The organism is Citreicoccus inhibens (assembly GCF_019039035.1).
Lineage (GTDB): Bacteria > Myxococcota > Myxococcia > Myxococcales > Myxococcaceae > Citreicoccus > Citreicoccus inhibens.
The window spans coordinates 25,332-51,193 of sequence record NZ_JAHNZT010000043.1 but is presented as its reverse complement, the minus strand read 5'-3'; the positions used below and the strand labels follow the sequence as shown (position 1 = coordinate 51,193).

General features: G+C 69.4%; 23 protein-coding genes. 12 read left to right on the top strand and 11 right to left on the bottom strand.

Annotation, left to right across the window (positions count from 1 at the left end; genetic code table 11):
* Window positions 1-286: 286 nt before the first annotated feature.
* From KRR26_RS32175 to KRR26_RS32165, 3 genes are read right to left on the bottom strand one after another with little or no spacing between them, the layout of a single operon-like run.
* Window positions 287-1,606, bottom strand: coding sequence for a TIGR02270 family protein (locus KRR26_RS32175; RefSeq protein ID WP_217081681.1), 1,320 nt, complete (start codon window positions 1,604-1,606; stop codon window positions 287-289).
* A gap of 55 nt (window positions 1,607-1,661) precedes the next feature.
* Window positions 1,662-2,186 (bottom strand): DUF6484 domain-containing protein, encoded by a 525-nt coding sequence (locus KRR26_RS32170; RefSeq protein ID WP_120209004.1) that lies wholly within the window; start codon window positions 2,184-2,186, stop codon window positions 1,662-1,664.
* A gap of 31 nt (window positions 2,187-2,217) precedes the next feature.
* Window positions 2,218-2,679 (bottom strand): DUF4150 domain-containing protein, encoded by a 462-nt coding sequence (locus KRR26_RS32165; RefSeq protein WP_120209200.1) that lies wholly within the window; start codon window positions 2,677-2,679, stop codon window positions 2,218-2,220.
* Window positions 2,680-3,181: 502 nt separating this feature from the next.
* Here KRR26_RS32165 and KRR26_RS32160 point away from each other — a divergent pair.
* The 7 genes from KRR26_RS32160 to KRR26_RS32130 all read left to right on the top strand — a co-directional run bounded on the left by KRR26_RS32160 (window position 3,182) and on the right by KRR26_RS32130 (window position 10,822).
* Entirely contained in the window at window positions 3,182-3,841 is a 660-nt protein-coding gene (locus KRR26_RS32160) for an LON peptidase substrate-binding domain-containing protein (protein ID WP_199723873.1), read from the top strand.
* A gap of 110 nt (window positions 3,842-3,951) precedes the next feature.
* Window positions 3,952-5,844, top strand: a complete 1,893-nt coding sequence (nadE, locus tag KRR26_RS32155) for an NAD(+) synthase (protein ID WP_217081665.1) — start codon at window positions 3,952-3,954, stop codon at window positions 5,842-5,844.
* 170 nt (window positions 5,845-6,014) lie between these two features.
* On the top strand, window positions 6,015-7,184 hold the full coding sequence (locus KRR26_RS32150) for a hypothetical protein (protein ID WP_217081664.1): 1,170 nt from the start codon (window positions 6,015-6,017) through the stop codon (window positions 7,182-7,184).
* Between the two features lie 149 nt (window positions 7,185-7,333).
* Window positions 7,334-7,657, top strand: coding sequence for an FKBP-type peptidyl-prolyl cis-trans isomerase (locus KRR26_RS32145; RefSeq protein ID WP_120209011.1), 324 nt, complete (start codon window positions 7,334-7,336; stop codon window positions 7,655-7,657).
* A gap of 36 nt (window positions 7,658-7,693) precedes the next feature.
* The gene (locus KRR26_RS32140) at window positions 7,694-8,071 is read left to right on the top strand and encodes a thioredoxin family protein (RefSeq protein ID WP_120209012.1); all 378 of its coding nucleotides are present in this window, start codon (window positions 7,694-7,696) and stop codon (window positions 8,069-8,071) included.
* 190 nt (window positions 8,072-8,261) lie between these two features.
* Window positions 8,262-9,125: an exonuclease/endonuclease/phosphatase family protein gene (locus KRR26_RS32135; protein WP_120209201.1), complete on the top strand. Its 864-nt coding sequence runs from the start codon at window positions 8,262-8,264 to the stop codon at window positions 9,123-9,125.
* Window positions 9,122-10,822 carry a carboxypeptidase-like regulatory domain-containing protein gene (locus KRR26_RS32130; protein ID WP_217081663.1) on the top strand — a complete coding sequence of 567 codons (1,701 nt, stop codon included), beginning with the start codon at window positions 9,122-9,124 and terminating at the stop codon, window positions 10,820-10,822. The genes KRR26_RS32135 and KRR26_RS32130 overlap by 4 nt, the downstream gene beginning before the upstream one ends.
* Before the next feature lie 18 nt (window positions 10,823-10,840).
* On the opposite strand, the gene KRR26_RS32125 is transcribed toward KRR26_RS32130, so the two are convergent.
* From KRR26_RS32125 to KRR26_RS32105, 5 genes are all read right to left on the bottom strand, one after another.
* Window positions 10,841-11,404, bottom strand: a complete 564-nt coding sequence (locus KRR26_RS32125; RefSeq protein ID WP_120209202.1) for a MarR family winged helix-turn-helix transcriptional regulator — start codon at window positions 11,402-11,404, stop codon at window positions 10,841-10,843.
* Window positions 11,405-11,557: 153 nt separating this feature from the next.
* The gene (locus KRR26_RS32120) at window positions 11,558-12,193 is read right to left on the bottom strand and encodes an EcsC family protein (RefSeq protein ID WP_120209016.1); all 636 of its coding nucleotides are present in this window, start codon (window positions 12,191-12,193) and stop codon (window positions 11,558-11,560) included.
* A 30-nt stretch (window positions 12,194-12,223) separates the two neighbouring features.
* Window positions 12,224-12,667: a hypothetical protein gene (locus tag KRR26_RS32115; protein WP_120209017.1), complete on the bottom strand. Its 444-nt coding sequence runs from the start codon at window positions 12,665-12,667 to the stop codon at window positions 12,224-12,226.
* Between the two features lie 103 nt (window positions 12,668-12,770).
* Complete coding sequence (gene panD / locus KRR26_RS32110; RefSeq protein ID WP_120209019.1) at window positions 12,771-13,163, bottom strand: aspartate 1-decarboxylase; 393 nt, start codon at window positions 13,161-13,163, stop codon at window positions 12,771-12,773.
* Between the two features lie 102 nt (window positions 13,164-13,265).
* The gene (locus KRR26_RS32105) at window positions 13,266-14,108 is read right to left on the bottom strand and encodes an LEA type 2 family protein (protein ID WP_120209021.1); all 843 of its coding nucleotides are present in this window, start codon (window positions 14,106-14,108) and stop codon (window positions 13,266-13,268) included.
* Window positions 14,109-14,232: 124 nt separating this feature from the next.
* Between KRR26_RS32105 and KRR26_RS32100 the strand changes: the two genes are divergently transcribed.
* From KRR26_RS32100 to KRR26_RS32085, 4 genes are all read left to right on the top strand, one after another.
* Window positions 14,233-15,780: an alpha/beta hydrolase gene (locus KRR26_RS32100; protein ID WP_407931749.1), complete on the top strand. Its 1,548-nt coding sequence runs from the start codon at window positions 14,233-14,235 to the stop codon at window positions 15,778-15,780.
* 12 nt (window positions 15,781-15,792) lie between these two features.
* Window positions 15,793-16,527, top strand: coding sequence for an ABC transporter ATP-binding protein (locus tag KRR26_RS32095; protein ID WP_217081662.1), 735 nt, complete (start codon window positions 15,793-15,795; stop codon window positions 16,525-16,527).
* The gene (locus KRR26_RS32090) at window positions 16,524-17,696 is read left to right on the top strand and encodes an ABC transporter permease (RefSeq protein ID WP_217081661.1); all 1,173 of its coding nucleotides are present in this window, start codon (window positions 16,524-16,526) and stop codon (window positions 17,694-17,696) included. Before KRR26_RS32095 ends, KRR26_RS32090 begins: the two co-directional genes overlap by 4 nt.
* Before the next feature lie 125 nt (window positions 17,697-17,821).
* On the top strand, window positions 17,822-18,889 hold the full coding sequence (locus tag KRR26_RS32085) for a DUF2804 domain-containing protein (protein ID WP_120209028.1): 1,068 nt from the start codon (window positions 17,822-17,824) through the stop codon (window positions 18,887-18,889).
* A 9-nt stretch (window positions 18,890-18,898) separates the two neighbouring features.
* On the opposite strand, the gene KRR26_RS32080 is transcribed toward KRR26_RS32085, so the two are convergent.
* On the bottom strand, window positions 18,899-20,194 hold the full coding sequence (locus tag KRR26_RS32080) for a hypothetical protein (protein ID WP_217081660.1): 1,296 nt from the start codon (window positions 20,192-20,194) through the stop codon (window positions 18,899-18,901).
* Between the two features lie 728 nt (window positions 20,195-20,922).
* Between KRR26_RS32080 and KRR26_RS32075 the strand changes: the two genes are divergently transcribed.
* Entirely contained in the window at window positions 20,923-21,858 is a 936-nt protein-coding gene (locus KRR26_RS32075; protein WP_217081659.1) for a hypothetical protein, read from the top strand.
* Here KRR26_RS32075 and KRR26_RS32070 read toward each other — a convergent pair.
* Together KRR26_RS32070 and KRR26_RS32065 are read right to left on the bottom strand one after the other, a co-directional pair.
* On the bottom strand, window positions 21,855-23,219 hold the full coding sequence (locus KRR26_RS32070; RefSeq protein WP_217081658.1) for a DUF6986 family protein: 1,365 nt from the start codon (window positions 23,217-23,219) through the stop codon (window positions 21,855-21,857). The genes KRR26_RS32075 and KRR26_RS32070 overlap by 4 nt on opposite strands.
* A gap of 19 nt (window positions 23,220-23,238) precedes the next feature.
* On the bottom strand, window positions 23,239-25,794 hold the full coding sequence (locus tag KRR26_RS32065; RefSeq protein ID WP_120209037.1) for a M1 family metallopeptidase: 2,556 nt from the start codon (window positions 25,792-25,794) through the stop codon (window positions 23,239-23,241).
* Between the last annotated feature and the right edge of the window lie 68 nt (window positions 25,795-25,862).

The window sequence follows — 25,862 nt, the reverse complement described above, 5'->3', positions numbered from 1 at the left end:
CCACGCGCGACCACAGGTCCTTGAGGGCTTCACAGGTTAGCGCGACGAGTCTTCCGACGCCGCTGAAGCCGAAGGTAGATACCGGCGCGCTGCAGACCGTGACCGCTTGAGGCGTCTCGTCTCCTGGCTCCGCGACTTCTGCGTCCGGGGACTGCGAGGGTTGGAAGAGGTTGGCGCGAAACGCAGCGCACGCGGGCGTGGCCGCACCGAGACAGGAGGCCATGCCCACCGCGTGGACGCGGACCCTCATGGTGCTTGTCCCACCATCGCGCCTCGATGCTGAGCCTCAGCCATGGAGTGCCTCCAGTGAGCGAAGGAACCGCGTTGAAGGGGCTCTCCGCGCGGACTCCCATTGCGCGTGCTGGTCACGTGCCCAGGCATTTGGATCAACAACGCATTCGCCCCGCGTCCGCAGAGCGAGTACCAAAGCCAATGAGCGGCGGCGATACATGGAACTCTCGCGAAGCGCGCTGAGGAGGGTCTCTTGGCCAAATGGGCGTCCGAGCACATACCGCTGTGTGCGCTCGAAACGACGGCCTTGGGTTCGCCACCAATGCTCTGCCTGGGCCGCATTGGGGTGGGGTAGGTCATCCTTGGGTTTCGGTTCAGAGGGCGCTTCCGTGGTGCCCATCGCCTGTGGCTCCGTTCCGGTCCCTGATGGCGTCACGCTCCATCCTGTCACTGTAGAGAATGCTTCCGCCGCCAGAGGCGCGAGCTCGTCCGTCTTCATGAATGACAGTGCGGCTTCCGCGGCGTCTAGGGTTCCTAGCAGTCCGAGTGCGTGCAGGGCATGCTTCTGTCGTCTTGGGTCTTTGAGGGCAGCGAGCACGAGGGCTTGCCCCGTTGGTCCTCCCATGATGGCCAGGGCCTGCAGCGCGAGTTCTGGGGAGCTGTCTCGGGTCTCCACCTGTCGTCGACACTCATGCCAGGCGCGTTGCATTCCCGCGATGAGTCCCGCCTCCAGGGCCGAGTCGCTCACTTCGGGAAGTGACGAACGTAGCCCCCACCTCAAGACCTCGTCCGACAGTCGGGAAGGATATGGGCGGACGCACCGGAATGCCGCTGCTCGGATCCCGGGCTCCTCGTGCGTCAGCAAGGGCTGAAGGACAGGGCCAGGATCGACTCGCCATGCTCCAAGGATGTCGAGCACGGTCTTCGTCAGGAAGGCTGGCGTTGTGGCGGAGTCCAGCAAAGGAAGCAGTCGTTGCTTCATGGACTCTGTGCCCGCGAGGCTCAGCGCTGGTCGGAGCGCCATGCATGTTGCCTCGTCTCCCTCCAAGATGTGTTGCAGGATGGATTCGATGGATTCAGTCGCTGAGTCTTCCTGCATCAGCAGTGCAAGGGTGGCGGCCGCCACGACACCTGCGTCGTCGTGCAGGCCCAGCGCTGGCACCAGCACTCGGGCGGCGACCTTTCTCCCTCCGAGCACCAGTGCGTCGACATGCGCGAGCAGTCTCCCTTCCAGTTCTGCCATTTCGTCGAGCACGTAGTCTGGTCCTACGAGTGCACGCATGCGTTGGCGCCACAGGAAGGCCCCCTCGTCGAGATGGGCTGCGTAGGTGTCCCAGGCGATGGGGAGCGCAAGGTGGGGAGGCAGTAGCGCCATGATGCGAATCGAGGAGAGGGCTCGGAGAAATTTCGGGTTGATGGGATACTTCGCGCTAGTTGATCTGAGTCTTGCCGCCTCGCAAGCGGAGTACTCGTCCCGCATCAACCTTCACGTCTTCACCGCGGATGAGAACTTGCCCGTTGCGCCGAAGAACAAGGCTGGCCTTGCCACAGCGCAGGGAGATTTCGTCGGCGGATTCACCCACCATCGAGTCCAACGAGAAACGCTTTCCATTGACGACCAACTCGGATGTGCCTGGTTGAGGTTCGCTGAGCAGTTCATCGAGCAAGGGCGTCTCTGATGGTTCCTGGACAAAACCAAGGATGAGTGGGCGTGAGGGAAGTCCTCGCTCGAAGCAGAGGACGACCCCTTGGCGCCGCTGCACGGCCAAGCTCAGTGTCATTGTATTCGCAGGCGTCGCCAAGCGCGCCTCAATGGGGCCTCGGCGGTTGCCCTCGAAGTCAACCTGCACGGTTCCTTTGGCCCCAAGTCCTGTAACCCAGCCCACGAGATTCCCGAGAATGGGCTCATCCGTGTCGAGCGCTGCCTGCTGCTTGTCCTGCTCACGTGAAGGCATGGCCCCTCCAACAGGATGCTGCAGGTGCTGCCTAGATTTCTTTGTCGCAGATCAGGCAGTTGCACTTCCCTGGCCCTTGGCTCACGGCGACCACGGGTGGTTGTATGACGGGCGAAGGGGGTGTGTTCTTGTCATTGTGTAACATCAGGTCCATGGCGCGAGCGACGTTCTTTCCCTCGAATTGCACGTCGAAGGAGAAGTTGACGAACTCGGCTTTGCCTTGGGTCTTGCCTGAGACGACGCCACCCGCGGTCCCTGCTTCATCGCCTGTGCTCGTGCTGAAGTTCGAGTCCTTCACGCACACGGGATTGCCGTCGACCGATACCTGCTTCGTGCCCTTGGCCGTATCCGACGACTTCGCGATGTTCGGGTAGGGGAGGGGAATCGGCCCGGCGGGGCTCGGTGTCTTGCAGACGTCTGGGAATGCGACCGAGACTCCGCTGGAGTCTTGAGTGATGACGGAGAGCGTGTTGACTCCCACGGAGTTGGCCATGGCGGCTCCGGCGTTCTGTGGCTGGACAGAGCGGTGAGCCTCGCATGCGCCCTCTTGGACGGGCAATGTGATGGTGCGGCTCACCATGTTTCAGGGGCCGGGGTTGTTGGGTGGGTGAGTTGCGACTTCACTGGAGGCCCTGACGATGTTCTGTGCACGCGGGAGAGTTGCCAGTCATTGCGTTCTTCCAGAGCCCGGAGCGGTGGCTGCTCGTCACCACCGAGCGCGGTGTCCTGGGATAGGGCCATGAGGTCGCTTCCATTCGCTGGGGAGAGGTCGAGGATGCGACGACGGCCATCGCGCACGTCCGTGTCGCGATGGCTTCGGGCGAACAGGGAAAGCTCGCGCTGAGTTGGCTGCGGGGGCAGCGCCGCACGGGCTCGGATTCCCTTGAGATTCCAGGGACTTTCAAGGGGAGGGTTGCCAGGAGCGGCCGGGCCGGCGCTTGATTGAAATGCGACCGGCGCCCCGGGAGCTTATCAACACAGGAAGGATGCCCCCGATGACCGCCCAGGAACGCGTCGAGCGCGCTGCCCGTGCCTCGCTCAAGGTCTTCCCCCTGCCCTCCGCTGTCTTGTTTCCCCACACCGTCATCCCCCTCCACATCTTCGAGCCCCGCTACCGCGCACTCGTGAAGGAGGCCCTCGCCACCGACCGCGTCATGGCCATGGCGCAGCTCGTCCCCGGCTGGGAGGGCAACTACGAGGGAAGACCCTCGCTCCAGCCCATGCTCTGCGCCGGCGTCATCCTCTGGGATGAGCAGGTCGAGGAGGGGCGCTACAACATCCTCCTTCAAGGCGTCAGCCGCGTGCGCTGCCTCGAGGAGCTGACCACCGAGCACCTCTACCGCGAGGTCCGCGGCGAGGTCCTCCCCGAGCTGCCTTACTCGGGCCCCGAGGAGGAGCAGCTCCGTCAGGCCGTGTTCGAGCTCGCCGGCCGCGTGCCCCCGTCCTTCGCCGAGAACCTCCTGCCCGTGGCCGCTCGCGCCAGCGGCGGAATGCTCGCGGATGTGGTCGCCTCCGCCGTCATTCCCGAGGCCGAGCGCCGCCAGGAATTGTTGGAAGAGTTGGATGTGCGCCGCCGACTGGAGATGGTGCTCGCGGACGTGGGCGAGCTCATCGGCCGTCTCCAGCCCATGCGGCCCAGCGGCCCGCTCAACTGACGGGCCATGCCTCGGGGCTTGCCTCCGCGCCCGTCCCGGGCATTGCTGGGGCCCTCAACGTCAGCGACCGCCCGCTCCCTCGCGCGGCGGCATGAAGGAATCGACGCACCATGCGGCTCGTGAAGATTGGCATCGCCAGCGTCAACACCACCGTGGGCGCCTTCGCCCAGAACGTGGACCGGGCGCTCGCGCTCGCCCGACGGATGGCGGATGAGCAGGTGACGGTGGGCGTCTTCCAGGAGCAGCTCATCTCCGGTTACCCCGCCGAGGACCTCGTCCAATGGCAGGGCTTCATGGACCACCAGTGGCCCGAGCTGGAGCGCTTCACCAGGGAGACCGCCGCGCTCCCCATGGCGTTCGTGCTCGGCGTGGGCGTGGCCCACCAGGGCGTGCGCCTCAACTGCGCGGCCGTGGTCGCGGGCGGCAAGGTGCTGGGCCTCGTGCCCAAGGAGAAGCTGCCCACCTACAACATCTTCTACGAGGGGCGCACGTACGGCCGCGGCCAGCCGGGCATGGCCGAGGTTCACCGCGGCATCCCGCTGGGTGACTATGTCTTCCGCTTCGACTTCGGCGTGCTCGCTCCCGAGGTGTGCGAGGACATCTGGAGCGCGGATGGCCCCATGCGCCGCCGCACCTACTCGGGCGGCGAGCTGGTGGTGAACATCTCCGCCTCGCCCTTCCGCATTGGCTACGTGGAAACGCGCCGCGAGCTCATCGCCACGCGCGCCTCGGATCATCAATGCACCATCGCCTACGCGAACGCCGTGGGCAGCAATGACGGGCTCATCTTCGACGGCGGCGGCTTCCTCAATCAGAACGGCCGACACGTGCTGGAGACGCCGCGCTTCCAGGAGGGCTTCGCCGCCGCGGTGGTGGACCTGGACCGCACCGTGCGCTTGCGCGCCGAGGCCACCACGTGGCGCGTGGACCGTGAGGCCTGGTCGGCCTCGGGCAAGGCGCCGGTGCCCACCGTGGACTGCACGGGCGCGGTGCGCTCGCGCCGCGAGTCGCTCACGTATCCCGTCCCGCCCCAGCGCAGCTTCTTCCTGCCCGGCCCCGAAACCCGCCGCTCGGCGCGCGTGGCGTTGTGCGAGGACGTGCTCGACGCGCTCGCCTTGGGCGTGGGCGACTACTTCGAGAAGACGAAGGCCTTCAAGCTGCTGGGCATTGCCCTGTCGGGCGGGCGCGACTCGCTGTTGACCCTGCTCATCGCGCATCGCTACGCGAAGCGGGTGCGGCCCCAGAATCCGGGCTCGCTGCTCCAGGCCTTCTACATGCCCAGCCCGTACTCCAGTCCGCAGACACGCGATGCGGCGGAGACCATCGCGCGCGAGCTGGGCGTGCCGTTCCAGGTGGTGTCCATCGAAGAGGCGTTCGCGCGCGAGCTCGCCGTCACGAAGACGATGCTGGGCGATGCGCCCGTGAGCCACCTGACCGAGCAGAACATCCAGGCCCGCTTGCGCGCGCAGCGCATGTGGAACTGGAGCAACTCCAGCGGCGGTCTCTTCCTGCAGACCGGCAACATGAGCGAGAAGTCCGTGGGCTACACCACCATCGGCGGCGACCTCATGGGCGCGCTCGCGGTCATCGCCAACGTCCCGAAGACCGTGGTGATGTACCTGCTGGACTACCTGCTGGAGACGATGGGGCTGGAGGGCATCCGCAAGGTGCTGGCGAAGCCGGCCGGTCCGGAGCTGGCGCCCAATCAGGTGGGCGAGGAGGAGCTGATGCCCTTCCCCATCCTGGACGCGTGCTTCTACTTGTACGCGGGCGAGAAGCTGACGCCCTCGGAGATGCGCACGGCGCTCGCGGCCATGTTCCCGGAGGTCGAGGCCTCGCGCGCCGCGGCCTACGTGGAGAAGTTCGTCCGCCTGTTCCAGCAGTCCATCTACAAGTGGGTGCAGTCGCCGCTGTCGCTGCACATTGGCAACCTGGACCTGGACCGAGAGCGCGCCCTGCAATTGCCTGTCGTCACCGGCACCGGGTGGCTGAAGGACGCCTAGTTTTCGGCCCCCGCCGTGCGCCCGCTCGCTGTCATGTCGGTCCCGCGCCACGTCTGACCGCCAGCCCTCCGGGCGGGCGGCCAGCAATCACCCCCGCGGGCGGGGTGTGCCTTGTCGGATGTTCCGCCGGAAACAACCTTCTCGTCAGTCATTCGACGATGGAGGTCGGGATGAAAGCAGCGATTCTGTCGGGCGCGCTGGCGGCGCTCATGTATGGGTCGGGAGCGGTGGCCGCGGATTGTCCTCCGGGGCAGGTGAAGGCGGACCGCACGAAGGCAGCCGACAAGGTCGTGGCGCAGGCGCCCGATGTGGATGTCCAGGAGGACAGCCTCATCATCGAGCCGCAGGCCCAGGACCCGTCCATGCCGCAGGACTCGGGCGTGGGCGGCAGTGGCATGAGCGGCGACTCGCAGGGGAGCAGCAGTGCTTCCTCCAGCGCGGTGTCGAGCGGCGTGAGCCAGGGCTCGCCGGGCACGGTGTATATGAACGTGCCCTATCGGTGCGAGCCCGTGAATCAGAGCTCGGGCGCTGGCGTGGGTGGCAGTGGCTCGGGTGGCAGTGGCTCGGAGGTCCAGGGGAACAGCGGCTCCATTGCCCCCGCCCAGCCGATGATGCAGTCGCCACCGCCGGCGGCTCCCTCCACGCCGCCGCAAGGCCAGTCGGAGAGCTACCCCAACCCGCAGCAGGGGAGCCTCTCCGGTGAGAGCGGCACGGGTGGCAGTGGGTTGGCGCAGCCGCCTCCGGATTACCGGCCCTCGAACACGCAGGTCGTGAACGTGGAGCCGCCCAAGCCGGAGAAGGAGAAGAAGAACAAGGAGACCGGCATCACGGTGCTCCTGGGCGCCGGTGTGGAGGGCTACACGGGCGCGCTGGCGCCGCAAATCCAGCCGGGCGCGACGGCGGGCGTGTCCGCGGCCATTCGCCCTACCTCGGTGCTGGGGGTGGAGGTTGGCTATACGGGCGCGCTCAACGACGTGAAGTCGCGTGACAACACCAACGTGGGCGTCAGCGGCCCGGACCTGGTCCGCAACGGTGGCCAGGCCGCGCTGACCCTGGCGGTGACCCCGGGCGCGTGGCAGCCGTACGTGCTCGGCGGCATTGGCGTGAGCAACTACCACTTCCGTGGAGGCCAGGCGCTGGGCTTCAAGGACGACACGGTGGGCAACGTGCCGGTGGGCGTGGGCCTGCGAGGCCATGTGGGCCACTTCACCGCGGACGCGCGCGTCAATTACAACCTCCTCTTCGACAAGAACTTCGCCCCGGATATCTCCTCGGGCGGCGGTGACTTGAGCGGGGGTGGCAGCTACGCGGGTACGCTCAACCTGGGCGGTACGTTCTAGGCGCCAGCCCTGGCGTGTTCCCTGGTAGAGACAGCGGCGCGGTGCCCGGAATCCAACGGGGCCGCGCCGCTGCTCGCTTGGGAGCGGCGGCCGCCGAGACTCCGCGTTAAAGTGGGTCCTTCGGCGTTGAATCCAGAGGAGCCGCGAGCATGACGTTGAAGCTGGAAGACGTGAAGGTGGGCACGGGGACCGAGGCGACGGCGGGCAAGTCCGTCACGGTGCACTACGTGGGGACGCTGACCAATGGCTCCAAGTTCGACAGCAGCCGGGACCGTGGGCAGGGCTTCACGTTCAAGCTCGGCGCGGGCCAGGTCATCCAGGGCTGGGACAAGGGCGTGGCCGGCATGAAGGTGGGCGGTGTGCGCAAGCTCACCATTCCCCCCGAGATGGGCTACGGCTCCCGCGGCTTCCCGCCTGTCATCCCGCCCAACTCGACGCTCCTGTTCGAGGTGGAGCTGCTCGAGGTCCGCTAGCACTGCCCCCGGCGTGCCCGGGAAGGAAGGTCCGTCATGGCGACGGTGGAAATCACGAAGGAGAACTTCAAGGAGACGGTGTCCAAGGGCATCGTGTTCTTGGACTGGTGGGCGGCCTGGTGTGGCCCGTGCCGCGCGTTCGCGCCCACCTTCGAGTCTGTGTCGGGTGTCCATCCGGACATCGTCTTCGGGAAGATTGATACGGACGCGCAGCCGGAGTTGTCGGGCGCGTTCGAGATTCGCTCCATCCCGACGCTGATGGCGTTCCGCGACGGCATCCTCCTGTTCGAGCAGCCGGGAGCGCTCCCGGCCGCGGCGCTGGATGACCTGATTCGTCAGGTGCGCGCCCTGGACATGGAGGAAGTCCGCCGCGAGATGGCCGAGCGGCGCGCGAACGAGACCCCCAAGGCCTGATGCGCTCCGAGACTCCCGTGGGCCCGCACGGCCGCGGGAGTCTCTCGGTCTGACGCAACGCACCCCGTCCTCCAGTCCGTCGCGACTGGCTGCTTTTGCGTGTTGTTGCGAGAAAGAGGATTGCTGACCGAGCAGGGGATTCAGAAGATGGATGCCGAGGTCCTGGGCCCATCCGATGAGGTTCCTGTTCATGCGACTGCCGTCGTTGGTGTTGCGCGCCGTGGTGTTGGCCGTGTTCGCCGTACCCACGCTCGCGCAGGCGGGCTCCTACCTGCGGGTGGTGAGCTGGAACCTGCGGCACGAGGGGTGGGCCGCGGAGCAGACCTACCAGGATGATGCCCAGCAGATTTGGAATCAGTTCGGGTCCGCGAGCACGTCCAGCGCGGGCTGCGACCTCGTGTTCCTCCAAGAGGTGATGAACGCCTCGGCGGCCCAGGGCATCGCGCAGTCGCTGACGCAGGTGTCGGGGGTGGCGTGGACGGCGGTGGTGACGCCGCTCCTGGGGCGCTCGTCCTACAAGGAGGCCTACGCGGTGCTGTACCGCGCGGACATGGTGGAACTGGTGTCCTCCACGGTCTGGGACGACGTGGACGATGTGTTCGAGCGCGAGCCGCAAATCGTCAAGGTCCGCCACGTGCCCACGGGGGAGGACTACACGTTCCTCAACTGGCACACCGTGTTTGGCACGACCGCGGACCGCAAGGCAGAGGCCATGGCCATCCAGCCCGTGTTCGAGGCCGTGCAGGCCGAGAGCGACACGGACCAGGACGTCATCCTCTTGGGCGACCACAACCAGGCGGGCACCGCGGCGGCCTGGGCTCCGCTGAAGGCCACGGTCCCCGCTGTGTCGTGCAAGCTGAACACGCCCACCACGCTCAACTCCTCGGGCGGGTTCGCGAGCGCGTATGACCACTTCTGGTTGCAGGACGCGTACGTGACGGAGTTCTCCAGCGCGGGCCGAGACTACGTCGAAGACACCTTGGACTTCGTGACGCGTATCTCGGACCACGCGCCGGTGTGGATGTCTTTGTATTCCACCAGCGATACGGATTGAGGCGCGGCCGTCTCATCGCCCTGCTGAGCGTGGGGGTGGGCTGCCTGCTGCTGGCGGGATGGCTCGCCCTGCCTGGGGCTCGTCATGCCGACGGTGTCTCCGCGAGCGAGCCCGCGGCGGCGCCGGTCGCGAGCACGCCTTCGCCGCGCGCCGAGGCGCCCGTACCTCCAGGGCTTCGATTGCGCGCGACGCTGGCCGGAGACCATCCATTCCGAGGCGAGGCGCGCTTGGGCGTGGCCTTCGTCTCGGAGGCGGATCGCCTCACCTGGGAGCGGGCTCGGCGCGAAGGGGAGCGCGCGGGCCCCTCGCGGCTGGAGGAGTTGGCCAATGTCTCGACGTGGTCGCCCGTCGTCGTCACGCCCACCGCGAGCGGCGGCGAGTTGGGGCCCGTGGACGTGCCTTCCGCGCCGCGCTACCGCGTGCTCGCGTGGGAGGAGGATGGGACGTCGTGGACTGGCGACTGGATGTCGGGTGCGCCACCGCGCTCGGGCGGGGTGGACCTGGGCGTGCTGCGCGCGACGCCGCCCACGGGCGTGCGGGTGCGCCTCTTGAGCACGCACGCTGACGCGGGTCCATTCTCCCTCCGCGTGACGCGCGGCGTGGATGCCCAGCCGGCCGAGGCCGAGCGGGCCAGCGCATGGCTGACCTTGGTGCGGCTGGCGGCGCCCGTGCTCGCGTCCGCGTTGCGGGATGGCTCGCCGCTGCCTGTTTCGCTGGGGCAGGACACCGTGCTCGCGCCGCTGCCTCCAGACCGGCTTGTGCGCATCTGGCTGCGAGCCCGCTCGGGGCAGGAGGCGGGGCCCGTGGAGGTGCCGCTGCGCGAGGGCCGCATCGAGCCCGTGACGCTGGACGCGGATCGCCTGTTCCCCGGGGGAATGGCGGGCACCGTCACATTGCATGGCCGTGTGACGCTGGGGGACGCGTCCCGTGCGCCGCCCGGTGCGGTGGTGGAGCTGCCGGGAGGACATGCCCTGACGGTGGAGCCAGATGGGCGCTTCCTCGCGCCAGAGCTGCCCGCGTGGCGGCCCACGCGCTTCACGTTGCGGGTGCCGGAGCCCTCGCGAGGCCGACCCGTCGCACCCGCGCGCTGGGCCTTCACCTTCACCCCGACCGCTGGCCACACGGAGGCGGAGGAAGCCTGGAGGGTGCCAGCGTATCGCTGGTTGCTCTTGCAACTGGATGGCTTCACGCGAGGCCAGCTCGCGGCCCGGGCCCAGGCGCCCTTTCCCGTGTATGCGTTGCAACGGCGGGACGATGCGGGGGCGTGGCGCGATGTGGCGGCGGAGGCGTTCCTGCCGGAGCCCGAGGGCCTCGCGGTGTCGCTCACGTCGCCGGGGACCTACCGCGTGCTCATCGCGACCTCGTCCGTGTCGGTGACGCCGAGCCCGGCTGTCTCGCTGAATGCCGCGGACCTGGAGGGCGCGGTCTCGCCCAGGCTGGGGGATGAGGGCGTGCCCTGCGAGGTGGTCGTCACCGAGGGAGGGCGGCCGGTGTACGGCGCCGAGGTGACCGCGGCGGGGGAGGTGGCCTCGCTGCCGCCGCTGCGCGGACACACCGACGCGGAGGGCCGGTGGCGGCTGGGCCGAGTGAAGGGGAGCGCGCTCCACGTGGAGGTGGGCGCGAGCGGACATGCGTCCTGGGAGCGCGAGGCCGCGGCGGAGTGCCTGCGGTCCGGGCGCATCGAGGTGCGGTGGTAGAGGACCGACTCGCGGTCCTCAGGCGGGGCTGGCCGCCAGCTCCACGCCGGCCGTCATCTCCACGGGCGCGGGAGCGGCTTCTTCGCACTCGGCGTTCTCGTTGGCGGCGAGCGCGTCCGCGCGAATCTTGTGTCCCAGCGCTTCCACCCAGAGCTCCAGCATGTCCACGAGCGCGCTGCGCACCTCTCCGCCGAGGGGCGCCAGCAGCCGGGCCATGCGCTCCTGGACGACGGAGTCCGCCTCGTCCGCGAGGGCGCGGCCCTTGTCCGTCAGCCGCACGCGCACGCGGCGCCGGTCGTAGCGCACCGAGCGCTCGCGGCGCACGAGCCCGGCATCCTCCAGTCGATCCAACAGCCGGCTCAGGCGTGGCATGGCCATGCCGCCCAATCGGTCCGCGAGGACGTTGACGGGCAGCAGGCTCTCCGCGCGGAGCCACCACAGGGCCTGCAGCTCCAAGGGCTCCACGTCCGCATGGGGCAGGGACGACAGGGGACTGGCCAGCGCGCCACAGCGGGCAACATCCACCAGCAGGTTGCGCAGCCGCGCCACCTGCACCCGCACTTCCGCCGAGAGCTCCGACATCTTCATGTCTCCATCTCTCGGGGGCCTGGGCTCCCCGCCGGCCCGCGGATGCCCTGGCGACCCGTATCGCGGGACTGGAATGTCCCGCACCTCCAGAACGCCACAGTCAAGGTGGCATATCGGTCCGACGGCCAGGAGGGCCTCGGGGCCGTGTCAGCTTCCTGCTGCCTTCTTCTGTTGATGGACCTTCGCCTTGGCGTGCGCCTTGTCGAAGCCCTCATAGAAGCGCAGCGCCTGCTCCCCCACCATTTGAATGTGCTGGTTGTTGAAGTAGGCGGTGATGGGCGCCGCGACCAGGGGCATGGCGCGTCCCAGCGTGGCCATGCCTCCGCGCTCCAGCATGATGGCGGCCAGCTTGCCCATGACCTTGGGGCCGGTGCGATGCAGCGGGCCCAGGCCGTTGGCGTAGCCGAACAAGTCCAACAGCTCGCCGCGCGCTCGCTCCGTCTTGAGGTTCGCCTTGTAGAGCGTGGCGACGTCCGTCAGGAGGACGAGCTGGAGGTAGGCCATGAACAGCAGGTCCGCCGGCAGCGATACCAGGCCAAAGACGCCGCTGATGCCGCCCACCATGCTGGCCAGGTTCTTCTTCTCGTCGATGAGGCGCTGCGCCAGCTCACGCGTGGCCGCGGAGGGGTAGCGCTTCTCCAGGTTCGCCACCCGCACCTTGGCGCGCGCGACCTCCTGTTGGACCAGGTCCGACAGCCGCATCGACGCGAGCTTCTTCAGCTCGGCGGGCGACAGCTTCTTCATGAAGCCAAGTCGCTCGGTCACGGAATCGTAGAGTGCCATGTGCCTCTCCTCGGAGCGCGGACGGTCCTTCTAGTAACCCCGCTCGGCCAGATAGAGGTCCACCAACGCGCCTTCTTCGTACCAGGCGTGCCGCATCTCCGCGTTGAACCAACGCGAGTCCGGCTTGGCGCTCCGCACCTCGAGCTTCACCATGTTGGTGTCGGTGTCGATGATGGCCGCGCGCGCCTTGCAGGCGGGGCCGACCTGCTCACCGTAGCCGCCCTCCAGGCAGACCTCGTCGCCCACCGCGAGCCGGCGGGTGTACTCGGTTCCCAGGTAGAGGGCTTCGTCACACGACGCGCGCACGGAGGACTTCCCGTGCGCGGCGCACCGAGTGGAGGCGGGCGCCTTCACGACGGGGATGTTCGTGGTGAGGGCGTCCTCGTCGTTGGGGTCGCGTCGAAAGGACGACTCGTGAGTGCAGGCCGACAGCCACAGCGCGCCGGCGCCGACGCCCATCCACATCCGCCTCATCGAATCAGTGCCTCCGGGCCCGCGCCTGACGCGCGCCCTTCTGGAAGAAGAGAACGGCGAGGAGCATGGCAGACCCCTCGGGCCCGGCAAAGCACACAGGTTTTCAGGCGCTACGGCGGGCAGGACCGGGGACTTCCTCGGTGATGCCTTTGACCTGCCGGTTCTTCGCGTCCACGAAGACAACGGTGGGCTTCCAACCGGCCAGCTCCGACTCCTCGACCTCCGCGAAGGTGGCGATGATGACGAGGTCGCCCGGCTGGTTCAGGTGGGCTGCGGCGCCATTGATACAGATAACACCAGAGCCTGCCTCACCTTCGAGTGCGTAGGTCTCCAGTCGTGTTCCGCGCGTCACATTCCAGATAGCAACCTTCTCGTACGGAAGGATGTCGGACGCGTGCAGCAGGTTCCGGTCAATGGTGACCGAGCCCTCGTAGTCCAGGTCCGCCTGGGTCACGGTTGCTCGGTGAATCTTGGACTTGAAGAGGATTCGTCTCATGGTTGACACCCCGGTGGGCGCCGCAACGCTAACGGCTCCTGAAGCTGAGGACAACTCCGCAAGCGGGGGACTCCCCGCTCGCCTCGTCCGGGGTCGGGCTTTCTACTTAATAAAGTTGACCAACTGGGTGAGGTTCAGGGGCACGGACTGGGTGTCGGAGGTCAACCGGCCGTCCAGACGCACCTGTGTATTGCCGCCGGCTCGGACCGCGAGGGCGGCGGCGGCAGCGCGGGTCAGGTTGATGGTGAGGGGCAGGCGGACCTGTCGCGTCCCGCTGCCGTCGAGGGAGCCCAGATTTCCAGTGGAGAGGGTTCCGACGTCCGCGCCGGCGACCTTCAACGCGCCCGAGATATTGGCGATGGGCAGCGCGAAGCTGTTTCGGTTGGTGATGGCCAGGGGGAACTCCACCGTGGCGCTGGTCAGGCCCACCTGGGTGATGTGTGGCGCCTGGAATTCTACGTGCGGAATCTTGGGCACCTCGAAGGTGCCTTCCTTCTCCAGGGGGAAGGTCAGCACGCCGATGGGCGTCTGGATGCCCACGCTGCCCTGAGCCTTGTACGCGGCCTGGTCCTTGTTGAGGAAGGTCTCCACCACCGGGACGATGTCCGCGAACTTCACGTTGGCGGGGAAGACCAGCTCGCTCTTGCCGTGGGCCTTGAGGTCCAGGCCCTTGGGCGGGGAGCCGGCCACCACCTGCTTGCCCTCGACGAAGAAGGCGTAGCTCACCGAGGCGAGCTCCAGGCCGAAGCCGTTGGGGTTCTCCACCTCGTACACCAGGTTGACGGTGGCGTTGGACAGCGAGGCGTCCGCGAGGCGCGCGGTCTTGAAGCTGATGCGCGGCTTCTTGAACGCGTTCTTCATCATGTTCTGGAGCGATGCGCAGCCGGCGAGCGTCGTGACGGCCAGAACGAACAGGACCAGGAGCGAGCGTTTCTTCATGAGCATGGGCGTACCACCGACGGACCGCGGTGGCTCGGGATTCAAGGTCAGGAGGCGGGAGCGGCAGGTGCGCGTGACGTGGGGCGATGCTATGCGGCGTGTCCCCGCTCCGCGATGGAGGTCGACGCCCGTGTCAGGTGGCATCAATTCGCACCCCTGCTTGCATCCACCTCGCGCCGCGCCCTCCGGTGTCTCGCGTCGCCGAGGTGGATGGCTGTGGGCGCTGGGGCTCCTCGTCCTGGGGGTCATCGAGGTGTCCGCGTGCGCGCGCCCGGCGGGCGGCGCGGAGGGCGAGCGCCGGGTGCGGCTGACCCCGTGTCGATTGGAGGGCACCTCGGCGCCGGCCCAGTGTGGGACCTACGAGGTCTTCGAGGACCGGGCCACGCGGACGGGACGGAAGATTCCCCTGCACGTGGTGGTGGTGCCCGCGTTGTCCGCGCAGGCGGAGGCGGATCCGCTGTTCGTGCTGGCGGGAGGGCCGGGGCAGGCGGCCTCGCGCTCCGGGGTGCTGCCGGTGCTGGAGCAGATCCGCCGCCACCGAGACATCGTGTTGGTGGACTCGCGCGGTACGGGGGACTCGAATCCGCTGCGGTGTGACGCGCTCAGCGGTGCTCGGTCCTCGTTGGCCGCGCGCTTCGATGACCGGGGTGACGCCGAGGCCATGCAGCGCTGCCGCGCGGGCTGGGACGCGGACGTGCGCCTCTACACGACCTCCATCGCCATGGATGACCTGGACGATGTGCGCCAGGCGCTGGGCTATGCGCGGGTGAACCTCTGGGGCGTGTCGTACGGCACGCGGGCGGCGCTCGTGTACATGCGCCAGCATCCGGAGCGCGTGCGCACGGCCATCCTCGATGGCGTGGCGCCCATGGGGCTGTACCTGCCGCTGTATGCCGCACGCGACGGGCAGCGTGCGCTGGACGCGCTGCTGGCGCAGTGTGAGCAGGATGTGGCGTGCTCGGCGGCGTACCCGGCGCTGCGGGCGCGCACGGAGGCGCTGCTCGCGCGCTTGGAGGCCACGCCCGCGAAGGCCCGCGTCGCGCATCCGCTCACCGGTGTTCCCGAGGACTTCACCCTCACGCGCCGCGCCTTCCTCGCGGAGGTGTTCTCGCTGCTGTACAGCCCGGAGCAGGCCGCGCTGGTCCCGTTGATGCTGGACCGCGCGACGCGAGAGGACTGGGCGCCGCTGGCCGCGCTGGCGTTCGGCGGTGGGCGGGCGCTGGAGAAGTCGATGAGCCCGGGCCTCTTCTTCGCGGTGGTCTGCGCCGAGGACGCGCCCTTCTTCAGCGTGGCGGATGCCGAGCGCGAGGCGCGGGGCACGTGGTTCGGCGCGGACTCGCCGCGCTCGGTGCTGGAGGTCTGTTCGCGCTGGCCGAAGGCGACGCTGCCGTCGGGGTATCGCGAGCCGGTGGTGTCGGCGGTGCCCACGCTGCTGCTCTCCGGCGAGTTGGACCCCGTGACGCCGCCACCGTGGGCCGAGGAGGCGAAGCGCACGTTGAGCCATTCGCTGCATGTGGTGGTGCCGGGCGTGGGGCACAACACGGTGGCCGCGGAGTGCGCGCGCACGCTCATGTCGGAGGTGCTGTCGCGCGGGAGCGTGGACGGGCTGTCCCCCGCCTGCGGCGCGAATCTGAAGCGGCCCCCGTTCTTCACCTCGTTCGCGGGTCCCGTGCCCTGAGGACCGCTCGCCATGATTGAAGCCATCCATCTGCACAAGCGCTTCGGCACCGTCACCGCCGTGGAGGACGTGTCCTTCTCCGCCGCGGATGGCGTCATCACCGGATTGCTGGGGCCCAACGGCGCGGGCAAGACGACGACGATGCGCATGCTCTACACGCTGGTACGGCCCGACGGCGGGACGGCGCGCGTGGACGGCGTGGACGTGGTGCGCGACCCCGAGGCGGCTCGGCGTGCGTTGGGCGTGCTGCCAGATGCGCGCGGTCTCTATCCGCGGCTCACCGCTCGCGAGCACGCGCGCTACTACGGCGAGCTGCACGGCCTGCGCGGCGCGGCGCTCGATGCGCGCGTGGCGGAGTTGGTGGAGCTGCTGGACATGAAGGACATCGCGGACCGGCGCGCGGAGGGCTTCAGCCAGGGCGAGCGCGTGAAGGTGGCGCTGGCGCGGGCGCTGGTGCACGGCCCTCGCAACGTGCTCTTGGACGAGCCCACCAACGGGCTGGACGTGATGAGCACCCGCGCGGTGCGCGCGCTATTGCGGCGATTGAAGGCACAGGGCTGCTGCGTGGTGTTCTCCAGCCACGTCATGCAGGAGGTGGCCGCGCTGTGTGACCGCATCGTCGTGGTGGCTCGGGGCCGCGTGGTGGCGGATGGCACTGCGGACGCGCTGCGGGCTCACACGGGCAAGGACAGCCTGGAGGAAGCGTTCGTGTCCATCATCGGCAGCGAGCAGGGGTTGATGGAATGAGACACCTGATCGGCACGGTCTTCCGCAAGGAGCTGCGAGACCACTTCCGCGATACGCGCGCGCTGGGGACCGCGGTGCTCTGGCCCTTGCTGGGCCCCACGGTCTTCCTGGTGATGTTCAACCTCATGGCCTCCTGGTACCGCCAGGACCGTCCGCTGGAGCTGCCGGTGGTGGGCCGCGCGCGCGCGCCGAGCCTCATGGCGTTCCTGGAACGCTATGGCGCTCACCTGTCCGAAGCCCCCGCGGACTATGAAGAGCGGATCCGCGCGGGCTCCCTGGACGCGGTGCTGGTGGTGCCCGAGGACTACGCCCAGGACTTCTCCGCGGGCCATACGGCGTCGGTGCATCTGGTGGTGGACAGCTCGCGCAATCAGGCGCGCCACACCATCGAGCGCGCCCATCGGTTGCTCCAGGCTTATGGGCAGCAGCTCGGCGGACAGCGGCTGTCCGCGCGCGGCGTGGTGCCCGAGCTGGCCGTGCCCGTGCAGGTGGAGGAGCTGGACCTGTCCACGCCCGAGCGCTCCGCGGCGAGCGTCCTCAACATGGTGCCGCTCTTCCTGGTGCTGGCCACGTTCGCGGGCGGCATGTCGTTGGCGAGCGACACCATGGCGGGAGAGCGTGAGCGCGGTTCGCTGGAGCCGCTCCTGCTCAACCCCGTGCCCCGAGGCGCGCTGGTGGCTGGCAAGTGGTTGGCCACGGTGTCGATGGCGTGCGGCGCGGTGCTGCTCAGTCTGGTGGCGTACATGCTCGTGGTGCGGCGAGTGCCCTTGGAAGACCTGGGCCTGAAGGCTCGCTTCGATGGCCCCGCCGCGCTGGGCATGCTGGCCGCGGTGCTGCCGCTGGCGTTGGCGGCGTCCGCAGTGCAGATGTGGGTGTCCACCTATGCGCGCTCCTACAAGGAGGCGCAGACGTACCTGTCCCTGCTGATGGTGCTGCCCATGCTGCCCGGCATGGTGCTGGCGCTGTCGCCGATGCAGAGCCAGACGTGGATGTTCGCGGTCCCCGTCTTGGGGCAGGAGTTGCTCGCGGGCGAGGTGATGCGCGGTGAGTGGCTGGGGCCTGTGCCCTTCCTGCTGGCGGCGCTTTCGAGCGCAGTGGCTGCATTCGTCTGCCTGCGCTTCACGACGCGGCTCCTGTCGCGCGAGCGAATCATCTTCGGACGCAGTTGAGGGAATGCGCGTCCAGCGCCGCACATTCCTGGGGAAGCGGCCGGGCGAGGAGGACTGTCCGGGGACATGCCCGAGCAGTAACTCCACGTGACAGGGCCAGGAGACTGGCCTCCAATGGTGGACAGATGACACTCGAATCCCACGCCATCCTTCCCGCTGCCCCCGCGTCCGTCGCCACGTCGCAGGGCGAGCCGCGGTTCGGCACGTACCAGGGAGAGCTTCCCGAGGTGGACCTCCCGCGGCTGCTGGGCCCGTGGGCGCCCGCGCGGGTGAAGCGACTGCTCCGGCAGAAGCGGTGGCACTACGCCTTCGCGGCCACGCCCGAGGTGGCGGTGCTCTTCGCGGTGGTGGACCTGAGCTACTCGTCCAGCGCGTTCGCCGTGGCCTTGGACCTGAAGGCGCGCAAGCCGCTGTGCGACGTGAGCTTCCTCGGCGTGCCGGGTCCATTGGCGGTGGTGGGAGACAAGCCCGGCGCGGGGCTGGAGGCTTCGTTCCGGACGCTCGGCGGCCGCATGGCGGTGCGGCGGGGCGTGGACGATGAGCACTACCGCGTGGACCTGGACGTCAGCCGCCTGCGCACCAAGGGCATGCAGGCGTTCCGATGGACGGGCGAGCTGGCGGTGGCCGGCGGTCCTCCGGCGCTCACCGTGATTGCCCCCGTGGTCGGCGACGGGTTGGTGAACGTCACGCAGAAGCGCGGCGGGCTGTTGTCCTCCGGGACGTTGGAGGTGGCCGGGCGGCGCTTCTCGCTGGATGGGGGCGTGGGCGGAATGGACTACACGCAGGGCTACCTCGCGCGGCACACGTCGTGGCGCTGGGCCTTCGCGGCGGGGCGGCTGGAGGACGGGACGCCCCTGAGCCTCAACCTGGTGGAGGGCTTCAACGAGGGCGCCACCGAGGCCAACGAGAACGCGCTGTGGCTGGGCGACAAGCTGTACCCGCTGGGCCGCGCGCGCTTCGAGTACAACGCGAAGGAGCTGTTGGACCCGTGGCGCCTCACGACGGCGGATGGCGCGGTGGACCTGCGCTTCAAGCCGTTCTACGCGCACCGCGAGGACCGGAACCTGCGCCTCGTGGTGAGTCGGTTCGCGCAGCCGGTGGGCTTCTTCGAGGGCACCGTGCGCGTGGGCAACCGCACCCTCACGTTGACCGACGTGCCCGGCGTGACCGAAGACCAGGACATGCTGTGGTGAGCCCTCGGCTCAGGGCGCGCTGACCTCCACGGGGAAGAGCCGCTCGGAGGCGCGCAGTCCCTGCGCCGTGCGGGCCTCCTCGCGCTGGAGGTGGCCCGAGGCATCCACGAGCGCGCGCGTGGTCGTCTCGTGCGTGGTCGTGGTGAGCGCGCGGGGGCCGCGGGGTGCGTCCTTGCGCAGCGTGAGCTGCACGGCGGCGGCGAGCGAGTCCTCGGGGCGATACACGTCGAGCACGCGCTCCGCGTCGCGCGAGGACTCGGCCAGCAGTTGCCGGGTGGCGAGGTCGGCGGGCTCGGCGGTGAGTCCTCGTTGGGTGGCGATGCTTCCCTGCGCGGACTTCGCGCCCTGACGTGCCTCGTATTTGTAGCCCTGCTTGGGGTCCTTGCGCAGGGTCACTTGAAGCGCGAGGACGCCGTTCTCGGCGTGGGCGGAGCGGTACTCGAGCAGCTGCCCCTGTGCATCCGCGAGCGCGGTGGTGGTGGTGTCCTCCGCGCGCAGGTCGCCCTCGGCGGTGGTCCACAGCAGGCTGGTGGTGGACTGGGTGCGGTGTGGCGATGCGGGAAGGGTGGGGAGGTCGTCTCGGGTCCGCCATACGAAGCCCACGAGCTGGCCTTCGAGGCGCACCGCTTGGATCTCCTCCCACGGCTCGGGGGGACGGCGGGGGCCGGGGACTTGGAGCGACTCGGCGAGGGCGGTGGTGATGCGGTGGAACGTGCGCATGTAGCCGGGCTCGTCGTGCGCGCAGAGCAGCGGGAGGTCCTTGTCCGCGTGCACCATCAGCTTGAGTTGTCCCGCGCCGCGCTCGCCTCCCTTCGTGGGGGCTTCGTAGTCCACGTCGAGGAACAGCGCGGGCGTGTGCGCGACCTCCACCAACTCGGTGAGGCCCATGTGCTTCACGGTGACGCCCGGGCCCTTCTTCACGGTGTCCGCCAAGGCGAGCAGGGCGCTGGCCGCGTCCAAGGGGCGCTCGTAGACGAAGCACACGAGGGGGGCGCTGGTGCCCAGGGGGACGGTGACTCGGACCACGCCTTCGCCGCGCGACAGGGTGGGTGGGGCTTTGCCTTCGACCTCCGCGATGAAGGTGCCCTCGGGCGAGGCGACGCGTTGACGAGGCAGGTCGGACAGTTCACGCGCCGCGGGGCCCGTCGGCTCCGGTGGCGTGGGAGGCGCGGGGGGCGTGGCTTCGACGGTGGGCGAGGAGGGGGGAGCGGCGGGTGGCTCGGAGGATTGCGCGGGCGCGACCGTCATCCGCGTGGGCGCGGCGCAACCGGTGATGAGTCCCAGCACGAGGAGGGAGCGCCACATGCCGAAGTGAAAGGGGGAGCCACGTCGCTCGCGATTCATCCGGGATAGCCCCTGTTCCCGCCCGCGGCGGAGGTGAGTGGTTGGCCGGCGGTTCGTGCCGGGGGACGCAAGCTAACGCGGGAAGGCGTCAGCGTCATCGCGACGCCGCGTGCAGTCGCGGAGAGTGCGGGGGAGCAAGGAGCCACGCGGGCATGGCGGTGGGGTGTCTCGGCCCGAGCCCGACGAGGACGCGCTCGTGCGGTCGATGTCGGCCGCGAAGGAAGAACGCGTGCGCGGCTCGCTGCTCGGGCGCGAGCAGAGGTGCTCGATGCGCGGCGAAGCGACGGCGTGCGCGTCGTTGATGCGAGACCTCGCGAGGACTGTGCTCGCACGCTCGATGCTCGGTGATGGATGGGGCGTGCGCGAAGCTCGGTGACAAACCCGCTGGGATGTCGCTCGTTCCGAAGGCGCGTGGGTGACGCGCTCTTCTTCTCGCTGCGACATGCCATGGCGGGAAGGGATGAATGAATCCGCCGACACTGTGCCTGGCGCAGCCATGGCGTGGCGCCATGAGGACCGGCGGGCAGCGCGCGTTGTCCTGTCGTCGCGAAACGGTAGGCTGGCACCGCGCTCGCTGCTACGAGGCTTTCATGTCCTGTCCATCTTGTGGTCAACCCCTGCCTTCGACGCCGAGCGAGGCGTGTCCCCACTGTGGTCATTCACTCGCCCCCACGACGGGCAGGGATGCCGTGGCGCCCATCGTCCAGGACGTCACCGACGGGGCTCGTCAAGCGGCGGAGGCCACGGGGCGCGCGGTGGAGCGGGTGTTCGATGATCCGCGTCTCCGGGAGCGACTCCCGGGTGGTTCATTGCCCTTGCTCGGCGCGGGGCTGGTGGCCACCGCGGTCGTGATGCCTTGGGTGTTCGGATTGGCGTATGCCGTCCCCGCGCCCTGGGCCTTCGTCATGCTCGTGGGCAGCGCGATGCTCGTGGCGCGGGAGCTGCGCGCCTCGGGCCGTACCTTGCCGGAAGCGATTGTCCGCACCGTGGACGTGGCTGAGCACCGCGCCTTCCTGCCGCTCTTCACCGCGCTCACGCTCACGCATGCGTTCGTGCAGCTCGGGGCCAGTCTGGCGTCGCTGTTGTGGCTGCTCGCCGCGGTGGTCCTCGGCTTCGTGCAGTGGCGCGCCTTCCGTGTCGCGCCCGCGTCGACCGAGGAGGCAGCGCGCTCGCTCGAAGCGGTGCGCTTGCAGCGCTGGGGGCTCGCGGGTGTCGCGGTCTGTGTCGTGGCCTTGCTGCTGCCGTGGGGCACGGGCGTGGGGGTGCCCATCCCGGGCCTCCAACTGCACAAGGAGCGCACCCTCTACGTGGGCCAGGACTTCAGCCACGACGTGGAGGACAAGGCCACGTGGAAGTGGGAGTCCGGCGCGGGAGGCACGTGGCAGATCGCCATCCCGGGGCGGACTCGCCCCGGTGGTCAGTGGGTGGTGCTGAGCCTGCTGGCGCTCGCGATGCTGGTCTCGCTGCGCCGCGCGCGCGCCGCCGTGCCGCCGGTGGTCCCGCTCCTGGTCGCGGGGTTCGTCACCGTGTGGGGCCTGCTGGGCATGGCCTCACTGGTGGGCCCCTGGCTGTTCCTCGCGGGCGCGGTGCTCCTCGACGTCGCCGTGTGGCGCGACCGTCGCTAGCGGGCGGCGAGGCGCGCGCGCCGTGACTCGACGATGGCTCGGAAGGAGCGACCGCGCAGCTCGTCCAGCGTGAGGCCGGTGGCGAGCACCTCCTCCTGCGTGAGCGCGCCGCAGCTCAAGCCTCGCAGGAAGAAGTTGAGCAGCCCCTGTCCGGTGGCCGCGTCGTCGAACACGTCCCCCAGCAGCGTCGCCTGGGCTGCCTTGTCCACGAAGGCCTTCAGCCGATGCGAGGCGGCGTCCAGGCCCTCCAGGAAGAAGGCATACACGGCCGCGTAGCGCACCGGGAGCTGCGCGGGATGCAGGTCCCAGCCCTGGTAATAGGCGCGCTCCAGCGAGTGCCGCGTGTGGCGGTAGGCGAGCTGCCACGCGCGATGGATGGCCTCGGTGTTCTCGCGCTTCTGGGTGGCCAGCAGCGCGCCCTCGGCGGGCTTCTTGTGCGGGCCCACGGGCAGGACGTTGGTGGCGCCGTCGGCCACCGCGACACCCGTGCCCGCGAGCGAGACCTGCACCACGTCTCGCAAGAAGTTGCAGGCCGGGTGCAACATGCCCTGCACGTGCGCGCTCACGCTGAGCGCCGCCGTGTAATCATACACGCCCAGGTGCACGCTGGTGCATCGCCCCTTGGCCGCGGCCACCAGCCGAGGCAGGTGCAGCCGTCCCTCGTGGTCGTACAGCGCTTGCGGGGTCTCCACCATCAGCTCCACGCCCAGCGCGCCGGGCGTGAGGTGGTGCGCTGCTTCCAACGCCTCCAGCAGCTCCGTCAGCGCCGCCACCTGCTCGGGCAGCGTCACCTTGGGCAGCGTGACGACGAAGGACGGAGGCACGCGCCCCGAGGTCCGCGTCACCAGAGTGGTGATGAACAGGTCGAGCGTGCGGGAGGCGCGCGCGAACAGCTCCTCGGTGAAGGACTTCACGCGGATGCCGATGAAGGGCGGCAGGGTGCCTTGCAGGAGTCCGCGCGCCAGCTCCTCGGCGGCGGACACCGCGTGGCCGTCCTCCTCCGCGTCCGGGCGGTGCCCGTAGCCGTCCTCGAAGTCGATGCGGAAGTCCTCGACCGGCTCGCGCTGGAGCTTGTCCACCACGCGCTCGTAGACGCGCTGGGCGAAGCGGCCCCGCTGGGGGAGGCCCAGGCTGTGGGCCAGCTCGGCGGCGTCGGGCGCGTACTCGCGCAGCGCCGCGAGCGCCAGGTCTCCCATCTTCCGCGCCGTCTCCGCGCGGAAGAGGTGGGCGCCGCCGTAGACGGAGTGCACGGGCTGGCGCCGCGGCGAGTCCCCTGGATACGCGAGCGCGCTGGCGCGGTTGGCCTGGCGCAGCGCTTCGCGAGAGGGGACGGGATGAGCGGGGTCGAGGGTGGTCTTCATGGGCGCGGAGTGGGGGGCATCACGGCTGGCGCTTCAGCCACGCGGACACCTCGGGCGCGGCGCGCTCGCGCAAGGCCACGTCCTGGGTGAGCCGCTCCAGCGTCTGGCGCGTGGCCTGCTGCGCCTCGGGGATGGGCTGCGCGTCCAGCAGGGCCCGGGCCTGCTCGAGCTGCGCGCGCGTGCGCAAGAAGCCCAGGGCCTCCACCACGCGACGGAGCAACATGGGGGCGCCTCCCGCGCGTCCCACCACTTCCTTCCACTGCTGCTGCATGCGCAGCCACCACGCGTCGCGGCCGGTGCGGTTGGCCAGCAGCCCGGAGATGAAGCCCGCCGAGTCCTGCGTCTTCACCGTCTCCGTGAAGAGGAGTCCCTGCGCGCGCGAGGCCAGCGCGGGGTCCTCGAAGGCGGCGAGCGCCATCAGGTAGCGACGCTGCGTGGCGGGGTCGGGCTCGGTCGGCACGCGCGCGAGGAGTTGCTCGAACAGCGCGGTGTCTCCGGCGCGGGCCACCATGCTGACCGCGGTGTCCAACAGGTTGGGCTCCAGCGCGTCCTTCTCACCCTGGAGCATGCGGGCCACGCGGCCTCGGGCCTCGGCCACCGTCTCGGGGCTGCGCGCCAGTCCGCCCACGGCGCGCACCAGCGCCGCGCGACGCAGGCGGTCTCGGTCGGACTCGCCGGCCGCGGGCTGCCAGCCCAGCTTCTTCAGGCCGTCGCCCAGCAGGCGCTCCACCCAGCGGCGGAAGCGCTCCTGGTCCTCGCCTTCCACCAGGCGCCCCTCGACGTAGGCGAGCCGTCCCACCAACTCGTCGAGGACCGCGTCGTCCTGCTCGCCGTGGTAGCGCCCCGCCAGGTCCAGGAAGTCCGCCACGGACGCCTCACCCGCGCGCACGCGCGCCCACTGATCCGCGAGCAGCGCGATGCGCTCGGACGGCGCGAGGGCGGAGAGGTTCGCCGCCAACCCCTTCATCGCGTTCGCGTCGTAGGCCACGCGGTAGAAGCCCGTGGCCCCAGCGTTGGCGCACAGCCAGCGCACCGGGGCCGTGGAGCCCTCCAGCGTCACCGTGGTCTGGGCGTCGCGCAGCAGCACGCGCTGCTCATGCACCCCCGAGTCGTCCGCGAACCGCAGCACCACGGGCACCGGCCAGCGCTCATCGCTGCGCATGCCGGGCTCTGAGTAGAAGCGCCGCTGCGTCAGCGTCAGGGTGCGACCCGACACGCTCACGGACACGAGCGGATAGCCGCTCTGGCCGATCCACGCGTTGGCCAGCTCCACCACGGGCTGCTTCGCCGCCTCGCCCAGCGCGCTCCACAGGTCATCCGCCACCGCGTTGGCCCGCGCGTGCTTGCGCATGTACTGGCGGATGCCGTCGCGGAAGGCGTTCTCGCCGAGGAAGCCTTCAATCATGCGCAGCACCGCGCCGCCCTTTTCGTAGGTGATGACGTCGAAGTTCTCGCCCGCCTCGCCCGCGTTGCGCACCTCACCGCGGATGGGGTGCGTGGAGCTGAGCGCGTCCAGGTGCAGCGCGCTGGCCTTGTGCGCGTCGAAGTCCAGCCACATGCGCCAGTCGGGGCGCCACTGGTCGACAATCTTGAACGCCATCCACGTGGCGAACGCCTCGTTGAGCCAGAGGTCGTCCCACCACACCATGGTCACCCAGTTGCCGAACCACTGGTGCGCCAGCTCGTGTGTCACCACCTCGGCCACGCGCTTCTGCACGGACAGCGGCGCGGTGGTGGGGTCCAACAGCAGCGTGACCTCGCGGTACGTGATGAGGCCCGCGTTCTCCATGGCGCCCGCCTCGAAGTCCGGGATGCCCACCTGGTCCACCTTGCCGTAGGCATAGGGCAGCCCGAAGTAGTCCTGGAGCCGAGGCAACACGTTGAGCGCCACGTCCTGTCCGAAGCGCGTCAGGTGCGCCTTCTCCGTGAGGGCCCAGGTGCGCACCGGCACGCCCTGCGCGCGCTCCTCGGCGGTGCCGGTCAGCGGACCGACCACCAGCGCGATGAGGTACGAGCTGAGCACCTCCGTCTCCTGGAACGTCACGCGGCGCAGCGCTCCGTCCTGCTCCTCCTTCACCACGGCGCCATTGCTCAGCACCGTGTTGCCCTGGGGCACGCGCACCGTGAGCGCCCAGCGCGCCTTGAAGGCCGGCTCGTCGAAGCAGGGGAAGACGCGTCGCGCATCGGCCGCCTCGAACTGGGTGGCCGCCACCTTGCCCGCCAGATACAGGCCGCGCAGGCCTTCGGTGAAGCGCCCCGTCCACGCGACGTCCAGCGAGCCCGCGCCCGCGGGCAGCGCCTCCGCGAAGCGCAGCACCACCGTCTCGCTCTGGGGCATGACGTCGATGGAGGCGGGCCGGTGAGACGCACCGCTGGCGCGGAAGGTGACCTCGCCCACCTGCAGCGCGATGGCGTGCAGGATGATTTCGCGGGTGGGCTGCGCCAGCTCCAGGTCCACGGTCTGCTGCCCGCTGAGGGCCCGCGCCTCCAGGTCCAGCGTCAGGGTCGCCGCATAGCGCCGCGGGCGAACGGTGGTGGGCAGGCGGAAGTTCTTGTCTTCGGTGGGATGCGCCATAGGGAGGGGCAATCTAGCGCTGGCCGTGCCGGCTGCTCACCTCGCAAAGCGCACCGGATGCAAAACCC

Excerpts from the sequence above, each read along its gene's own strand:
- KRR26_RS32175 (WP_217081681.1), bottom strand. The coding sequence starts at position 1,606 with ATGGCGCTACTGCCTCCCCACCTTGCGCTCCCCATCGCCTGGGACACC.
- KRR26_RS32170 (WP_120209004.1), bottom strand. The coding sequence starts at position 2,186 with ATGCCTTCACGTGAGCAGGACAAGCAGCAGGCAGCGCTCGACACGGAT.
- KRR26_RS32165 (WP_120209200.1), bottom strand. The coding sequence starts at position 2,679 with ATGGCCAACTCCGTGGGAGTCAACACGCTCTCCGTCATCACTCAAGAC.
- KRR26_RS32160 (WP_199723873.1), top strand. The coding sequence starts at position 3,182 with ATGACCGCCCAGGAACGCGTCGAGCGCGCTGCCCGTGCCTCGCTCAAG.
- nadE (WP_217081665.1), top strand. The coding sequence starts at position 3,952 with ATGCGGCTCGTGAAGATTGGCATCGCCAGCGTCAACACCACCGTGGGC.
- KRR26_RS32150 (WP_217081664.1), top strand. The coding sequence starts at position 6,015 with ATGAAAGCAGCGATTCTGTCGGGCGCGCTGGCGGCGCTCATGTATGGG.
- KRR26_RS32145 (WP_120209011.1), top strand. The coding sequence starts at position 7,334 with ATGACGTTGAAGCTGGAAGACGTGAAGGTGGGCACGGGGACCGAGGCG.
- KRR26_RS32140 (WP_120209012.1), top strand. The coding sequence starts at position 7,694 with ATGGCGACGGTGGAAATCACGAAGGAGAACTTCAAGGAGACGGTGTCC.
- KRR26_RS32135 (WP_120209201.1), top strand. The coding sequence starts at position 8,262 with ATGCGACTGCCGTCGTTGGTGTTGCGCGCCGTGGTGTTGGCCGTGTTC.
- KRR26_RS32125 (WP_120209202.1), bottom strand. The coding sequence starts at position 11,404 with ATGTCGGAGCTCTCGGCGGAAGTGCGGGTGCAGGTGGCGCGGCTGCGC.
- KRR26_RS32120 (WP_120209016.1), bottom strand. The coding sequence starts at position 12,193 with ATGGCACTCTACGATTCCGTGACCGAGCGACTTGGCTTCATGAAGAAG.
- KRR26_RS32115 (WP_120209017.1), bottom strand. The coding sequence starts at position 12,667 with ATGAGGCGGATGTGGATGGGCGTCGGCGCCGGCGCGCTGTGGCTGTCG.
- panD (WP_120209019.1), bottom strand. The coding sequence starts at position 13,163 with ATGAGACGAATCCTCTTCAAGTCCAAGATTCACCGAGCAACCGTGACC.
- KRR26_RS32105 (WP_120209021.1), bottom strand. The coding sequence starts at position 14,108 with ATGCTCATGAAGAAACGCTCGCTCCTGGTCCTGTTCGTTCTGGCCGTC.
- KRR26_RS32095 (WP_217081662.1), top strand. The coding sequence starts at position 15,793 with ATGATTGAAGCCATCCATCTGCACAAGCGCTTCGGCACCGTCACCGCC.
- KRR26_RS32090 (WP_217081661.1), top strand. The coding sequence starts at position 16,524 with ATGAGACACCTGATCGGCACGGTCTTCCGCAAGGAGCTGCGAGACCAC.
- KRR26_RS32085 (WP_120209028.1), top strand. The coding sequence starts at position 17,822 with ATGACACTCGAATCCCACGCCATCCTTCCCGCTGCCCCCGCGTCCGTC.
- KRR26_RS32080 (WP_217081660.1), bottom strand. The coding sequence starts at position 20,194 with ATGTGGCGCTCCCTCCTCGTGCTGGGACTCATCACCGGTTGCGCCGCG.
- KRR26_RS32070 (WP_217081658.1), bottom strand. The coding sequence starts at position 23,219 with ATGAAGACCACCCTCGACCCCGCTCATCCCGTCCCCTCTCGCGAAGCG.
- KRR26_RS32065 (WP_120209037.1), bottom strand. The coding sequence starts at position 25,794 with ATGGCGCATCCCACCGAAGACAAGAACTTCCGCCTGCCCACCACCGTT.